Source organism: Halomonas profundus (genome assembly GCF_020865425.1).
Classification (GTDB): Bacteria; Pseudomonadota; Gammaproteobacteria; order Pseudomonadales; family Halomonadaceae; genus Vreelandella; species Vreelandella titanicae.
On record NZ_CP086344.1, the window covers coordinates 1,021,104 to 1,038,859 of the forward strand.

At 56.5% G+C, this 17,756-nt stretch carries 2 protein-coding genes; both read left to right on the plus strand.

Features of this window, described 5'->3' with window-relative positions; all coding sequences use genetic code 11:
• Positions 1-6,564, plus strand: coding sequence for a non-ribosomal peptide synthetase (locus tag LMS44_RS04750; protein WP_342411037.1), 6,564 nt, complete (start codon positions 1-3; stop codon positions 6,562-6,564).
• Positions 6,561-17,666: a non-ribosomal peptide synthetase gene (locus tag LMS44_RS04755; RefSeq protein WP_342411038.1), complete on the plus strand. Its 11,106-nt coding sequence runs from the start codon at positions 6,561-6,563 to the stop codon at positions 17,664-17,666. Before LMS44_RS04750 ends, LMS44_RS04755 begins: the two co-directional genes overlap by 4 nt.
• Positions 17,667-17,756 lie beyond the last annotated feature (90 nt).

Sequence of the window (17,756 nt, forward strand, 5' to 3'; positions counted from 1 at the left end):
ATGGAACTCAATAAACACACGATTGCTGAGCGCTTTGCACACCTGACACGAGATAAGCAGAGCATATTTCTTAAGGCTTTAAAGCAACAAGGTATCGACTTCTCGAAGTTGCCCATCATTCCTCGAAAGAGTCAAGAGAGCTGCGAACTCTCCTCTGCCCAACTTCGCCAATGGTTTCTCTGGTGTCTGGATCCCCAAAACAGCGCTTACCACATTACGGGTGCTCTGTCCCTTAAGGGGGTTCTTGACTCTGAAGTACTGCGGGGTAGCTTCGCCGCTTTGATATCTCGTCATGAAGCATTGCGCACGGTGTTTCGTGATGATGGTGCAGGCGAGGTGATGCAAGTGGTACAGGCCGAGAGCAGCTTCGCATGTCATGAAGTTGACTTAGTTAACATGCCGAAGGCTGAACGCGAAGCGGCGATAGATAATCAGGTTGCTCTGCTTTGCAATGATCCTTTCGATTTGGAGCAGGGGCTGCTTTTGCGCGTGGGGATACTGCGTTTAGCTGAAGATGAGCACCTGTTGGTAGTGGTAATGCACCACATCATCTCCGATGGCTGGTCGATGCAGTTGATCATCGATGAGTTTGCTGCGGACTACTCCGCTCGGGTAACGGGTGAGACATGGCAGCCGCCAGCCCTGCCGATTCAGTACGCTGATTATGCACTCTGGCAGCGTCAGTGGATGGAGGCTGGCGAGAAAGAGCGCCAGCTTGCCTACTGGCAGGCGGAACTTGGCGACGAACACCCAGTGCTGCAACTGCCGACCGATTGTCCGCGCCGTAACGATGGACATTATCACGCTGCGCGCCACCACATGGTGCTCCCTGAGTCATTGATAAACGAGCTGCGCAAGCGAACCCAAGCTCAGGGCGCCACCCTGTTTATGACGCTACTGACCGGTTTCCAAGCGCTGCTGTATCGATATACGGGGCAGGAAAATATTCGGGTCGGCGTGCCAATTGCCAACCGTCATCGGACGGAAACCCAAGGTGTGATAGGGCTTTTCGTCAACACCCAGGTACTGCGCAATACGCTATATGGTCGCCTGAGCTTGACCGAGGCGCTGGAACAGGGAAAACGGGCAGCACTAGGGGCTCAAGAACATCAGGATCTGCCGTTCGAGCAATTAGTGGAAGCGCTTCAGCCCGAGCGTAGCCTGAGCCACACGCCGCTGTTCCAGGTGATGTTCAATCACCAGCGGCAAGATCATGGATCGCTGCAGACGCTACCAGGACTGGAGTTGAGTACCTGGCCGCTGGAGCAGGGAAAAGCTCAGTTAGAACTGACGCTAAATGTGGTAGAGCGCAAGGATGGTTGCCTGGAGGCAAACTTCGTTTATGCAGAAGAGCTGTTTGATGCAACCACCATTGAACGTCTAGCTCAGCACTATACTGTCATTCTACAGACGCTGGCAGAGATGCCGGAGCTCGCGTTGAGCGATATCGAACTGCTAGATAAAGATGAACAGCTAAAATTAAAGGAATGGGGTGTAAACACACAACGGCATCCCGCTGCCCAGCCAATCCATCACCTAATTGAACGGCAGGCTGAGGCAACCCCAGAGGCTACGGCACTAGTATTCAAAAACCAGACACTCATCTACGCCGAACTCAACACTCGCGCTAATCGTCTAGCACACTATCTCATCGACCTGGGAGTTCAACCCGAAACGCGAGTAGGCATCGCCATGGAGCGCTCCATCGAGATGGTGGTGGGGCTGCTGGCGATTCTCAAGGCAGGTGGTGCTTACGTACCGTTGGATCCAGACTACCCCACCGAGCGGTTGGCCTATATGGCCGAGGACAGCGGTATCGAGTTGCTGCTTACCCAACAGCACCTGCGCGACATCTTGCCGGTCGTGGGGAGCCTGAACGTTATTGAGCTGGATCAGTTGGATGTGACGCATCATGCGTCAACCAACCCACAGGTGCCACTGCACGGTGAACATCTCGCCTACGTGATTTACACCTCGGGCTCCACCGGGCGGCCAAAGGGGGCGGCCAACCGACACCATGCACTGACTAATCGCTTACAGTGGATGCAGGATGCCTATGGCCTAACGGCTGACGATGCGGTGCTACAGAAAACACCCTTCAGTTTCGATGTTTCTGTATGGGAGTTCTTCTGGCCGTTGATACAGGGCGCCCGACTAGTGATGGCGCCACCAGGCGCCCATCGCGAACCGGCACAACTGGTCGAGCTGATCCGTACCTACAAGATCACCACGTTGCACTTCGTACCTTCAATGCTTCAGGCCTTCTTGGCTCATGGCAAGGTTGAAGACTGCACCAGTCTGACACGCTTGGTATGTAGCGGTGAGGCGCTGCCGGCTGAGCTGCAGAACCAAGTATTGGCTCGATTACCTCACACGGGGCTCTATAACCTTTATGGCCCCACCGAAGCGGCCATTGATGTTACCCACTGGACTTGCCAAGACGATGGGCGCAACCACGTAGCTATCGGCCAACCGATCGCTGGTATCCATACCTACGTACTGGATGGTGATCTTAACTTGGCGCTGCCCGGAGTCGCGGGTGAACTCTATCTTGGTGGCGTGGGCTTGGCGCGGGGCTACCTGCACCGCCCTGACCTTACCGCAGAACGTTTTGTCGCTGATCCATTTGTGCTGGGCGAACGCCTCTACCGCACCGGTGACCTAGTGCGCTGGCGGGAGGATGGCCAGCTCGAGTACTTGGGTCGCCTTGATCATCAGGTGAAGATTCGCGGCCTGCGTATTGAGCTTGGCGAGATCGAAGCCGAACTGCTCTCTCAGCCAGAGGTTCGCGAGGCGGTGATGGTCGCCCAAGAAGGCCCCAGTGGTTCTAGGTTAGTCGCTTATGTGGTTCCCCAATCGGACAGTAAACTCGACACCAGTTCACTACGTGAAGCGCTGGGTCAAAAGCTACCGGATTATATGGTACCGGGAGTTGTGGTCACCCTCGATGAGCTGCCGCTGAATGCTAATGGGAAGGTGGATCGCAAGGCCTTGCCTGCACCGGATTTGGTCAGTGGCTCGGAGTACGAGCCGCCTCAAGGTGAGGTGGAAGAAGCGCTGGCAGAGATCTGGTCAGAGGTAATTGGCGTCGAACGTGTGGGCCGATACGACAACTTCTTCGAGTTGGGGGGGCATTCGTTGTTGGCTCTGAAGGTGCTTGAGAAAATGCGGCATCGGGGTTTGATGGCGCAGGTACGTACTCTGTTCCAACACCCGGAACTAACAGCCTTGGCTCAAGCGTTGATGCAAGCGCCCGATCAAGCGGAGGTTACCATCCCGCCCAATCTGATCCCTCAGGATTGCCAGATTCTCCAGCCTGAAATGTTGACGCTAATCGAGCTCAATGCCGAAGAGCTTCGTGAGATCGAAGCCGCTGTGCCCGGTGGCGCTAGCAATATTCAGGATATCTACCCACTGGCACCACTGCAGGAGGGGATTCTCTTCCACCATAGGCTGCAGGAAGAGGGCGATGCCTATGTCACTCCGCGTCTGCTGAGCTTTAATAGCAGGGAGGGGCTGGAAGCATTTATTGATGGTTTTAACCAGCTGGTTGCCCGCCACGATATTCTGCGCACTGCTGTGCTGTGGGAGAACCTGCGTGAACCGGTACAGATGGTTTGCCGTCATGCTGCGTTAGATATCGAATGGTCAACGGTGCCGGATGAGGCCACCGGCCGTGTGGCCGAATGGTTATACACCGAGGTGGATCCTGAGCACCATCGCCTCGATGTACGTCGAGCGCCTATGCTGCGAGCGGTAGCAGCTCATGATCCTGAACAAAAGCGTTGGCTGCTGCAGCTACCTAGCCACCACCTAGTCATGGATCACACCACCCTTGAGTTATTGGTGGAAGAGGTCGCTCTGATCCAGCAAGGCCGCGAGGACGAACTGCCCAAACCGATCCCATTCCGCAACTTCGTGGCACAGGCCCGACTAGGGGTAAGCCAGGAAGAGCATGAGGCCTTCTTCCGTGAACAGTTGGGCGATATTGAAGAACCGACCGCACCCTTCGGACTACTAGACGTTCGCGGTGATGGCAACGATATCGAAGAAGTGCGCGTTCCTCTGGACACGGAACTGGCCCAGCAGGTGCGGCAACAGGCCCAGCGCTGTGGCGTAAGTACGGCCAGCCTGTTCCATCTGGCCTGGGCGCAGGTGCTGAGTAAAACCTCCGGGCGAGATGATGTGGTATTCGGCACCGTGCTGTTTGGCCGTATGCAGGGCATCGAGGGTGCTGGGCGGGCGCTGGGTATGTTTATCAATACGCTCCCTTTGCGTATCAAGATGGGCTCTCAAAGTATCGATAAGAGCTTGCGGCGTACTCACGATGCATTATCTGAGTTAATGCATCACGAGCACGCTAGCCTTGGCCTTGCGCAGCGCTGTAGTGGGCTGTCTAGTGGCATGCCGCTATTTACCAGTCTTCTGAACTATCGCTATAGCGCACCTAAGTACGACGGTAGCTCTAATCATGTCTGGGAGGGAATGGAAGTACTGGGTGGTCAGGAGCGTACCAATTACCCAATTGGTATGGCGGTAGATGATCTCGGAGAGGGCTTCCAGCTAGTAGGACAGGTGAGCCGTTTGATAGGCGCTCAGCGATTATGTGATTACATGCAATCGGCTGTGTCCGGCATCGTAGCAAGCCTACAAAATGCGCCGCAGCAGTCGCTAAGCGAGATTAGCCTGTTAGGGGAGGACGAGCAACAGCTGTTGAGCGAGTGGGGGGTGAACTCCCACAAGCATCCCGATGCTAAGCCAGTTCATCAACTGATCGAGCGCCAGGCCGCGGCAATCCCAGCGGCTACGGCGCTAATATTTGAAGATCAGTCGCTCAGCTACGCCGAACTCAATACCCGAGCCAATCGTCTGTCCCACTATTTGATCGGTCTTGGCGTGAAACCCGAGACTCGAGTGGGCATCGCCATGGAACGCTCCATCGAAATGGTGGTAGGGCTGCTGGCGATTCTCAAGGCGGGGGGCGCCTATGTGCCGCTGGATCCCGAGTATCCCTCGGAGCGACTGGCCTTCATCGCCGACGATAGTGGCATCGAGCTGCTGCTGACTCAGCAGCACTTGCGCGAATCATTGCTGGTAGCTGATGGTCTAAGCGTTGTTGAGCTAGATCGGCTGGACGTTGCACATCACGCTTCTACCAGTCCAGCGGTGACGTTGCATGGCGAGCAGCTCGCCTATGTAATTTACACCTCGGGCTCTACTGGTCGGCCCAAGGGCGCTGCCATCCGCCATGATGCCCTGACCAACTGCATGGTCTGGATGCAGGAGACCTACCAGCTCACCGATAGTGATGCCGTACTGCATAAGGCGCCATTCGGGTTCGACGTCTCTGTATGGGAGATTTTCTGGCCGCTGAGTGTTGGGGCACGTTTGGTGATCGCTCAGCCGGGCGATCATCGGGATCCCGAGCGTATCATCGAGCTCATCCAGCGGCACGGCGTTACTACGCTCAATTTTGTGCCCTCAATGCTCAAGGCCTTCCTGGCTTATCCTGATATTAAGGCCAAGACGCGGCTCAAGCATATTATGTGCGGTGGCGAGGCCGTTCCAGCCACGCTACAGCAAGATGTGGCTGAGTGCCTTGATGGTGTCCACCTGCATGATCTCTATGGCCCCACCGAAACCACCATCCATGTTACTCACTGGTGGTGCCGAGATGAGACTCATCGCCAGATCCCCATTGGGCGGCCCATTAGCGGTACCCGAACCTACGTCTTGGATGGTGAACTGAACCTAGTACCACAGGGCGTTGCGGGAGAGCTCCATCTCGGCGGGATAAGCCTTGCCCGTGGATATCTCAATCGCAGTGATCTGACAGCGGAGCGCTTTATCGCCGATCCGTTCACGGAGGGAGAGCGCCTCTATCGCACTGGTGACCTAGTGCGCTGGCGGGAGGATGGCCAGCTTGAGTACCTGGGCCGTCTTGATCACCAGATGAAGATTCGCGGCCTGCGTATCGAACTGGGCGAGATCGAAGCCGAACTGCTCTCTCTGCCGGAGGTTCGCGAGACGGTGGTTGTCGCCCAAGAAGGCCCCGGTGGTTCTAGGCTGGTGGCCTATGTGGTTCCCCAGGCTGACGGTGAACTCGTCACTAGTTCACTACGTGAAGCGCTGGGGCAGCGGCTGCCGGACTATATGGTACCGGGTGTTGTGGTCAGGCTTGAAGCACTGCCGCTGAATGCCAATGGCAAGGTGGATCGCAAGGCGTTGCCCGAGCCGGATTTAGCTATTGGATCGCAGTTCGAGCCACCTCAGGGTCGAGTGGAAGAAGTCTTAGCAGAGATCTGGTCTGAAGTATTGAGCGTAGAGCGTGTTGGCCGTCACGATAATTTCTTCGAGCTGGGGGGGCACTCGCTACTTGCTGTGCAGATGGTGGCTCGCGTTCAAGCTGACATGCAAGTTGAGCTCAAAATCTCTGAAGTGTTTAAACACCCACTACTTCGCGACTTAGCAAAATGTATTGCTGCACTAAACAGTGAATCCTCCTTTGAGCAGTCGCTCTCCGACATTGATTCCTTCATCGACAGCATGGATACCGTTCAATGAGTCACATCGATACCCGTCGTATTGCGGAGCGTTTTACCGGATTGTCAGTCGAACAACGCCGCGTGGTTTACGACAAAATTCGTACTCAAGGGTTGGGCATCGGTCAGTTTCCCATTCTTGACCGCCCTGAATCGCAACAGAACATTTGCTCAGCCTCCTATGCCCAACTTCGCCAGTGGTTTCTTTGGCGTCTTGATCCTCAAAGTAGTGCCTATCATATTACTGGTGCTCTGACTCTCAATGGCTCGCTGGATCCTGAGGCACTGCGGAGTAGCTTCGCCGCTTTGATATCTCGTCATGAGGCATTACGCACGGTGTTCCGTGACGATGGCGAGGGTGGTGCAATGCAAGTGCTGCAGGCCGAGAGCAACTTCGTATTGCACGAAGTTGATCTAGTTCATATGCCCAAGGGAGAGCGAAAAGCAGCGATAGACAATCAGATTGATCGGCTTTGCAATGACCCTTTCGATCTAGAACAGGGGCCGCTGTTACGGGTGGGGCTACTACGCTTAGCAGAAGAGAAGCACCTTCTGGTCGTGGCCATGCATCACATCGTCTCCGATGGCTGGTCGATGCAGTTGATCATCAATGAGTTTTCCGCAGATTACGCTTCTAGAGTGACAGGGGAGGCCTGGCAGCCACCAGCCTTGCCGATTCAGTACGCTGATTATGCGCTATGGCAACGCCAATGGATGGAGGCAGGCGAGAAGGAGCGCCAACTCGCCTATTGGCTGGCGGAGCTGGGAGATGAGCACCCGATATTGCAGCTGCCGACCGACCGTCCACGTCATAACGACGGACATTATCATGCTGCGCGCCATCACATGGTGCTCCCAGAATCACTGATAAGCGGGCTGCGCAAGCGAACCCAAACTCAGGGTGTCACCCTGTTTATGACGCTACTGACAGGTTTCCAGTCACTGCTATATCGCTATACGGGGCAGGAAGATATCCGGGTTGGGGTACCGATCGCCAATCGTCACCGGGCGGAAACTCAAGGGGTAGTTGGGTTCTTCGTTAATACTCAGGTACTGCGTAACCAGTTGAATGGTCGTTTGAGCTTGGCCGAGGCGCTGCAACAGAGCAAACGTGCGGCGTTGGGCGCACAAGAGCATCAGGATCTCCCTTTTGAGCGGTTAGTAGAAGCGCTGCAGCCGGAACGCAGTTTGAGTCACACGCCCCTTTTCCAGGTAATGTTTAACCACCAACGCCAGGATCCTAGTGCGCTAAAAACGTTGCCTGGACTAACACTAGATAATTGGTCTTTGAAGGGACAGGCAGCACAGTTTGAACTCACGTTGAACGTGATGGAACGAAGAGATGGCTGTTTGGAGGTAAGCTTCGTTTATGCGGAAGAGCTGTTCGACTCAACCACCATTGAACGCTTAGCGCAGCACTATGCTGCCATTCTAGAGGCGTTGGCAGAAATGCCTGAGTGTGCGCTGGGAGATATTGATCTGCTTGGTAAAGGCGAACAACGTCAATTGCAGGGGTGGGGGGAAAGCTCTCAACGGTATCCCAATGCTCCTCCTATCCACCAGCTGATTGAGCGTCAGGCTACGGCAACCCCAGAGGCCACGGCACTAATATTTGACGATCAGTCACTCAGCTACGCCGAACTCAACACTCGTGCCAATCACTTGGCTCACTATCTGATTGGTCTAGGCGTAAAACCCGAAAACCGAGTGGGTATCGCTGTTGAGCGTTCCGTCGAGATGGTGGTGGGGCTGCTGGGTATCCTCAAAGCGGGTGGCGCCTATGTGCCATTGGATCCGGATTACCCCACTGAACGTCTGGCTTACATAATTCAGGACAGCGGTATTGAACTGCTGCTTACTCAGTCTGAGCTGACGACGAAGCTTCCTCAGCGCGAATGGCTAACAAGTATTGCGTTAGATAGCCTGGACGTTATAGAGCGACCGGGGCACAACCCAGGGTTAGTGCTGAGTAGTGACAACCTCGCCTATGTCATTTATACCTCAGGCTCTACCGGCCAGCCTAAAGGTGTGCAGCTGTGTCACGCCAATGTGACGCGATTACTTGATGCTACGGCGAGTTGGTTCGATTTTTCCGGGCAAGACACCTGGACACTGTTCCATTCCTACGCCTTCGACTTCTCGGTATGGGAGATATTCGGTGCCCTTTGCACGGGCGGCAAGTTGGTCGTGGTGCCGTTTTGGGTCAGCCGCTCCCCTGAAGATTTCTTCGAACTGCTATGTCGGGAACAAGTGACGGTACTTAACCAGACTCCATCTGCCTTCCGTCAATTGATCAACGTGCCTGGCATCCAAACACGTAAGGATCTCGCTCTGCGGGTTGTCATTTTCGGCGGTGAAGCTCTGGAGCCTGCAATGTTGCGGCCATGGATCGAGTGCTTCGGCGATACGCATCCGCGCCTTATCAATATGTATGGCATCACCGAAACGACGGTTCACGTTACCTATCGCCCGATCATCGCCGCAGATCTGCAGGGTCAGCGTAGTCCGGTGGGTGTCGCCATCCCCGACCTCGGTATCGAAGTGCTGGATAACGACCTTAATCGCGTGCCGATCGGCGTTGTCGGCGAGCTCTTCGTGTCGGGCGCAGGACTTGCCCGTGGCTATCTCAAGCGCGCCGGTTTGAGTGCCGAACGCTTTGTTGCCAACCCTTTCGATAGTGAAGGTGGGCGGTTATATCGCACCGGCGACTTAGGGCGCTGGCGTGATGACGGCCAACTCGAGTATCTGGGGCGTGGCGACCAGCAAGTTAAGATCCGCGGTTTCCGTATCGAGCTCGGCGAAATCGAGGCCTGCCTGTTGGCCCAGCCGGAAATTCGTGATGCTGTGGTTGTGGCTTGTTCAGGGCCGGGAGGTGACCGGCTGGTTGGGTATATAGTTGAGGCCGTGGCTGAAGTCGACACTCAGGTACTGCGCAAACGGCTGAGTCACCATCTCCCCGACCATATGATACCCAGCGCGCTAGTCGCCATGGACGCTCTGCCGTTAACCGCCAATGGCAAGCTTGATCGTGCTGCGCTGCCCGATCCCGACATTGGCACCGGGAATGGCGAGTTCGAGGCACCGTGCAGCGAGTGGGAAGTCAGCCTGGCAGCGCTCTGGTGTGAGGTGCTGGAAATCGAGCGTGTCGGCCGCCACGATAATTTCTTCGAGTTGGGCGGGCATTCGCTGCTCGCGCTGCGGCTGATTGCGTGTTTGCGAGAACGTGGCCGGGACATCGCCATCCGTGAGTTGTTTGAGCACCCGCGTCTAAGCGATTTCGCGCAAGTGCTAGAAGCGGCGAACAACCTCCGTAAGGTGGAGGTTCCGCCCAACCTAATTCCTGAGCACTGTGAAACCATCGAGCCCTGGATGCTCCCCCTAGTATCGCTCGACCGGGAATCGATCGCGCGCATTGAATCGACGGTGCCGGGTGGTGGCGCCAACATTCAGGATATTTATCCTCTAGCGCCGCTACAGGAGGGCATCCTCTTTCATCATCTGCTGCACGCCGAGCGTGACGCTTACATCACTTCATACACCATGCGTTTCGACGACCGCGCCCGCATGGCGAGTTTCATCGATGGTTTTAACCAAGTGATGGCGCGTCACGACATCCTGCGCACTGCTTTTTTCTGGGAAGGGCTCGACGAACGGGTACAGGTTGTTCTCCGCCAAGCACCGCTGGTGGTGGAGTGGCTCAAGAAGAGCAGAGACGACACTGAAGACTTAATGCTGTCTACCTTGGAACGGTTGCGTCACGCCGCCGATCCTGGTCGTTGCCGGATCGATGTGCGCCAGGCGCCCTTGATGCGAGCCGTGGCTATCGAGGACACGACCGATGGCGAGTGCCTACTGCAGCTACTTATCCATCACTTAATCGATGACAACATGACAGTCAAGCAGGCCGTCAAAGAGATCGCGCTGATTGAACAGGGGCGTTTTGCGGAGCTGCCCGAGCCCCTGCCATTCCGCAATTTCATCGCTCAGGCTCGCTTGGGTGTGTCTGACAGCGAACACCAGGCTTACTTCCACCGTCGCTTTGGCGATCTTGACGAGGGTACGCTGCCCTTCGGTCTCAACGACGTTATGGGTAACGGTGATGACATCGACGAGCAGCGCCTGGTGATTGACGGCGAACTGGCGGCGGCGATTCGCGATCAGGCTCGGCGCCACGGCGTCAGCGCGGCGGCCTTCTTCCATCTCGCCTGGTCGCTGGTAATTGCCAAAGCCACCGGCAAGGACGATGTGGTGTTTGGCACGGTGCTTTCCGGACGTATGCAAGGCATCGAAGGCGCTGAGCGAGCGCTAGGGGTATTTATTAATACGCTGCCGTTGCGCATTACACTGGGTTCTCAAGTTGTCGATGAATGCTTACGGCAAACTCATGATGCTCTCTCTGAACTACTGCACCATGAACATGCCAGTCTTGGCCTAGCGCAGCGTTGCAGTGGCTTACCTGGCGGCGCTCCGTTGTTCTCGAGCTTGCTGAACTACCGCCAGGCTGCGCCTCAACGGGGCGAGAGTATCGCCCCTACTTGGGAGGGGATGGAGACTCTAGGCGGCCAGGAGCGCACCAACTACCCAATCACTATGGCGGTAGATGATCTGGGAGATGGCTTCCAACTGGTAGGGCAGGTAAACCGCACGATTGGTGGGCAGCGGCTCTGTGCTTATATGAGAGCTGCTGTGGATGGCATAGTGGATAGCTTGCAAAATGCATCTAAGCAAGCGATCAGTGAGATTAGCCTGCTAGGAAAGAACGAGCAGCAGCTGTTGAGAGAGTGGGGGGTGAGCTCATACCAGCATCTCAATGCCCAACCAATCCATCAGTTGATTGAGCAGCAGGCTGCTGCAACCCCAGAGACCATGGCACTAGTATTTGAAGATCAGTCGCTCAACTACAACGATCTCAATGCCCGCGCCAACCAGTTGGCTCACTATCTGATCGGTCTAGGCGTAAAACCTGAGACCCGGGTGGGTATTGCTGTTGAGCGCTCCATTGAGATGGTGGTAGGGCTGCTGGCTATTCTCAAGGCGGGTGGTGCCTATGTGCCACTAGATCCAGATTATCCGAGCGATCGGTTGGCCTATATGGTCGAGGACAGTGGCATTGAGCTGTTGCTTACCCAGCAACATCTGCGCGATGCGTTGCCGGTGGCAGATGGGCTGAACGTCATTGATTTGGATCGGTTGGAGGTTGCTCACCACGCGCCTACCAATCCGAACGTGGCCCTGCACGGCGAAAATCTTGCTTATGTGATCTACACCTCCGGTTCCACCGGGCGACCCAAGGGCGCCGCCAACCGTCACCATGCACTGACCAATCGCCTACAGTGGATGCAGGAGGTCTATGGGTTAACAACCGACGATGCGGTGCTACAGAAAACACCATTCAGCTTTGATGTGTCGGTATGGGAATTCTTCTGGCCGCTGATGCAGGGGGCACGGCTGGTGATGGCGCCACCAGGCGCCCATCGCGAACCGGCACAGCTGGTTGAGCTGATTCGCACCCACAAGATCACCACGCTGCACTTTGTACCATCGATGCTTCAAGCCTTCCTGACCCATGGCGAGGTAGAAGCTTGCACCAGCCTGACACGCTTGGTATGCAGTGGTGAAGCGCTGCCTGCGGAGCTGCAGAATCAGGTATTTGCCCGCTTACCTCAAGTGGCACTCTACAACCTTTATGGCCCCACCGAAGCGGCCATTGATGTTACCCACTGGACTTGCCAAGACGATGGGCGTAACCAGGTAGCTATCGGCCAACCGATCGCCGGTATCCGCACTTACGTATTGGATGGCGATCTTAACTTGGCGCCGCCCGGAGTCGCAGGTGAACTCTATCTCGGGGGTATTGGTTTGGCGCGGGGCTATCTGCACCGGCCTGACCTTACCGCAGAACGTTTTGTCGCTGATCCGTTTGCGCAGGGCGAACGCCTCTACCGCACGGGTGATCTGGTGCGCTGGCGGGCGGATGGCCAGCTCGAGTACTTGGGTCGCCTTGATCATCAGGTGAAAATCCGTGGCTTGCGGATCGAATTGGGTGAGATCGAAGCCGAACTATTAACTCAGCCGGAAGTTCGCGAGGCAGTAGTGGTCGCTCAAGAAGGCCCCAATGGTTCCAGGTTGGTGGCCTATGTGGTTCCCCAAGCCGACAGTGAACTCGACACCAGCTCGCTATGTGAATCGCTGGGCCAAAAGCTACCGGATTATATGGTACCGGGAGTTGTGGTCACCCTCGATGAGCTGCCGCTGAATGCTAATGGGAAGGTGGATCGCAAGGCCTTGCCTGCACCGGATTTGGTCAGTGGCTCGGAGTACGAGCCGCCTCAAGGTGAGGTGGAAGAAGCGTTAGCGGTAATTTGGTCAGAAGTATTGGGCGTTGAACGAGTCGGCCGTCACGACAACTTCTTCGAGCTGGGCGGGGATTCGATTCTCAGCCTGCAGATCGTCTCTAGGTTACACCGGGCCAGTTGGATGATTACTCCTCGTCAAGTCTTTGAGTATCAGAGCGTGACGAAGCTGGCGATGGTCGCTGATCCCGTCGAGGCTACGCCGCCCGAACATGCCGAGGCATTGCACGAGAGCTTGGCGGATTACCTGGATCGCGCGCAGTTGGATAATATCGACGCCCCCGCACCGGAAGAGATTGAGGACGTCTATCCGCTGTCACCCACTCAGGAGGGCATGCTGTTCCATTCGCTCGAGGCGGAAGGAGAAGGGCTGTACGTCAATCAACTCAATGTCGATGTTGTTGGCCTGAATGTTGACCGTCTTATCGAAGCTTGGCAGCAGATGGTCACCAGGCAGCCGATACTGCGCACTGGTTTTCTGTGGCAGCCGGGCATGGAACGCCCGTTGCAAATCGTCTTCAAACAAGCCACCCCCGATGTAGCGGTGATGGACTGGCGTGATGCGGGAGACACTGTAGAGGAGGATCTGAACCACTATGCACGACAGGAGCTTGCCAGGGAAATAAACTGGTTGAAGCCACCTCTGTCAAAAATCCGCTTGATCCATTTGGAGGATAATCGCTACCGGCTGATATGGACGCAACATCATATTCTCTCGGATGGTTGGTCGGACTCTCGGCTGCTGGGGGAATGGTTGACGCTGTACGCCGGTGAGTCGTTATCTCCGCTGGGATCAGTGTATGGTCGCTTCATCCGCTGGATGTATGATCAAGACGAGGAGGCCGCGCGGAGCTTCTGGGCAGAGGAACTGCAGAGTCTGTCCGGGCCGATGCTACTGGCGGATGCACAGAAAACATCCAGTGATCGGCGCGGGTTCGCCAAGATCTATACGCATTTCGATCGTGGCACGACACGAACGCTGATGGATGCCGCGCGGGATCAGCACGTGACGCTGAATACGCTCGTGCAGGCGGCGTGGGGACTGGTTCTGAAGTTATACGGCGAGCGTGAAGATATCGTCTTCGGTGCCACCGTCTCTGGGCGACCACCTGACCTGGAGGGAGTGGAGGAGATGCTGGGGCTGTTCATCAACACGGTACCCATCATCCTGAAAATTGAAGCGAAGGATAGCGTAGCGAGCCTGTTACAGAGTGTGCAGCGTACCAATCTCCGTGTGCGCGAATACGAGCACGTGTCACTGGCGACTATTCAGCGTTGGGGAGGACAGTCGGGGCGTGCTCTATTCGATAGCATCATTGTTTTTGAGAACCACCCTGTTGATGAGGCGCTGCGTGATACTCAGCGCTATGGCCTGGAGTTTGGCAATGTGCAGGGTGAAGGAATCACGGGCTACGCCATGGACCTGCAGGTGACGATAGGTGATTCTGTCGAAATAGAGTACTGCTACAGTCGTGAAAAATTCGCTGATGAAGTCGCTGAGAACATGCGTTGCAGCCTGGAAATAGTGCTCCAGCAAATGGTGGCCGATCCTATGAGGCGGGTTGGAACATTCGACTGGCAGGCCGACGCGGATCGTCATCGGCTCGTTGAGTTGGGCCGGGGGTCGACGGGTGCTGCGCCTGACGACAACGCTCGGGTGCACCGCTGGATCGCCCGACATGCGGCAGAACGCCCTAATGCTCTTGCCGTGTCGATGGGTGAGAGGAGGCTAGATTATGCTCAGTTCGATGCCAGGGCCAATCGCCTAGCGCACTGCCTACTTGAGCGTGGCATCGGGCGTGATGACATCGTTGGTGTGGCCATGCGGCGTACTCCGGATATCCTGGTTAGCTTCCTGGCGGTACTCAAGGCAGGAGCCGCCTATTTACCGTTAGATCCCGCCTATCCCAGCGAGCGGCTGACATTCATGATGCGTGACAGCGGGATGGCGCTACTGATCAGTGAGAAGGAGGTGCTGGCCGCCCTGCCCGAACCAGCGGTAGCGTGCCTGACGTGGGATAGTCTGCGCCTGGCTGATTACACTGACAGAGATCCGTGCCTAGCAGTTCCTGAACAGGCGCTGGCCTACGTGATCTACACTTCCGGATCTACAGGGACGCCCAAGGGCGTTGGCGTCACCCACGGGCCTCTGGCCATGCACTGTCAAGCTATCGCTGAGCGCTATGCGCTACCGTCCAGCGCGTGCGAGCTGCACTTTATGTCGTTTGCCTTTGATGGTGCTCACGAGCGCTGGCTGACTGCACTATGTAGTGGCGCAAGTTTGGTGCTGCGCGACGACGAGCTGTGGACCCCTGAGCAGACCTGCACTGCGCTGCGTGAACATTGCGTCGACAACGTGGCCTTGCCTCCGGCCTATCTTAATCAGCTCGTTGATTGGGTCGACAGCGGAGCAGTAGCGCCCATGGTTGAACTCTATGTGTTCGGTGGCGAGGCGATGCCCAAGGCGGCCTTCGACAAGGCGCGTAAGGTGCTTTCCGCCAAGCGTTTCATCAACGGCTACGGCCCTACCGAGACGGTGGTTACACCACTGCTATGGCAGTCCCCTGCTGAGGCGAGCTTTGACGGAGACTACGCTCCGATCGGCCGCCCAGTAGGTGAGCGTGCGCTGTATGTGCTGGATACTGATCTGAACCTCGTGCCGCGAGGTATGGCGGGAGAATTGTATATCGGCGGCTACGGACTGGCGCGTGGCTACTTGGGGCGTAGTGCATTGACGGCGGAACGCTTCGTGGCTGACCCCTTCGCTGCTGATGGCGGGCGACTGTATCGCACTGGTGATCGGGTGCGCTGGCTGGCAGACGGCAACCTCGAATACTTGGGACGCCTCGATGATCAGGTCAAGGTACGTGGCTTCCGCATCGAGCTGGGCGAGATCGAATCAGCGATACGCAGTATCGACGGCGTTGCCGATGTTGCCGTCGCTCTACACGATGCACAAGGGGCGCCACGTTTGGTCGCCTATCTGGTGGCACGAACGGAAAGCGCTGCTGATGGGCTAAGCGAACGGGTCAAACGTCATCTACTCAACACCCTACCCGAGCACATGGTGCCGGCGCACCTGATGACGCTCGACGGTCTGCCGCGGATGGTCAATGGTAAGCTTGACCGCGCTGCGCTGCCCGAACCGCAGGCTGATACGCAGCGCGAATTCGTCGCTCCGGCATCGCCTCGAGCCGAGCGGCTGGCCGCGATCTGGCAAGAGCTACTAGAGATTGAGTGCGTCGGTGAGACGGATAATTTCTTCGAGCTGGGTGGTGACTCGATCCTCAGTCTGCAGTTGATCTCACGGATCCGTCAGGTGGATCTAGGGATCGCCCTCAGGCTGCGCGATTTGATGCGTTATCAGACCATTCGGGCGCTGCTCGAACACTGCGGCGAACAGACGGCCGATTCGGTTTCGGCCGATGAAGCAGTGGTCGACAATGATCGTCCTTTCGCATTGACGCCGATCCAGCAGTGGTTCTTCCAAGCCATTAACACCTCCCGTGATCACTTCAACCAGTCCGTCATGCTGCGGCCTAAGGCAGCGATCAACCGCAAGGCGCTGGCTGGTATGGCGAGTCACATCATTGCTCATCATGAAGCGCTGCGTTTATATTTCCGCACGGACGATGATGGTGAATGGTCGCAGGCGTATAGCGATGCTCAGACCCTAGAACCAGTGAGCTATCAAGAGGTGGCGGATGTCGAGGAGATTACGACCATCGCCGATGGGGCGCAGCGTAGCCTGGATATTGCGCGGGGGTGTGTCGTGCGCTTCGTGCACATCGCCATTGAAGGGGGCGAGGAACGCCTGCTGGTCGTTGCTCATCACTTGGTCATTGATGGCGTGTCTTGGCGCATATTGCTCGAGGATATGGCGAAGGTCTATACGGCTTTGAGTCGTGACGAGGTAGTCGAGTTGCCGCCACGGACTTCACCATTGTCCCACTGGTCTCGTCACTTGCATGAGCTGGCTGCGTCGCCGGTGCTGGCTGCTGAGGCCGATTACTGGCGGACGCAACTGACTGATGTTGCCGATTTGCCCGTGGATGGTGATACGCCGCCGGGCATTATCGGCGATGTGACGCATCACGAAAGCCGCCTGAGTGCTGAGCGCACGCAGTGGCTGCTCAGGGACGCACCTAATGTCTATGCGGCGACAATCGACGACCTGCTATTGGCGGCGCTGGCGAGAACCCTGCGGCGCTGGACTGGCGAGTGCGACTTCCTGGTCAATATGGAGGGGCATGGTCGGGAGGCTGGTGAGACCGATATTGATTTGTCGCGTACGGTGGGCTGGTTCACCGCTATCTATCCGCTGAGGTTGACGGCCGACGATGAGAGTCCAGCCGAAACCATCGCCCGGATTCGGGAACGCCGTAAGGCGGTGCCTCGCAAGGGGCTGGGCTACGGGATACTACGCTATCTGCGGAGTCAGGACTGTGTTCCCGAGCTGCCCGACAACCGGGCACGGATCAACGTCAACTATCTGGGCCAGTTCAGCGGCGAAGCCACCGAGAACCCACTTTGGGAGGTGTACGGCGGCGAGCTTAAGGGACGAGAGCGTAGCGATGAAATGCCACTTGCAAACTGGCTGGAGCTGGTTTCACACGTTCATAAGGGTGTGTTCACCAGCAAGTGGATCTACAGTACTCGTGTCTTCGATGATGTTACTGTGGCAAGGTTGCAGTCGATCTACCATGAAGAGCTGGCCTTGATCGTTGATCACTGTGCTAAGGTGGTGAGGAGCGTCGAGCCTTCTACTTAGTTATATGCCTTTAAGATGGTTGTTGAGAGTTGGTGATCCTTTGGATTGCCAACTCTTTAGACTCCTGCATATTGATACTTGGCAAAGGTG

Coding starts and splice junctions, on each gene's coding strand:
- LMS44_RS04750 (WP_342411037.1), top strand. CDS start 1: ATGGAACTCAATAAACACACGATTGCTGAGCGCTTTGCACACCTGACA.
- LMS44_RS04755 (WP_342411038.1), top strand. CDS start 6,561: ATGAGTCACATCGATACCCGTCGTATTGCGGAGCGTTTTACCGGATTG.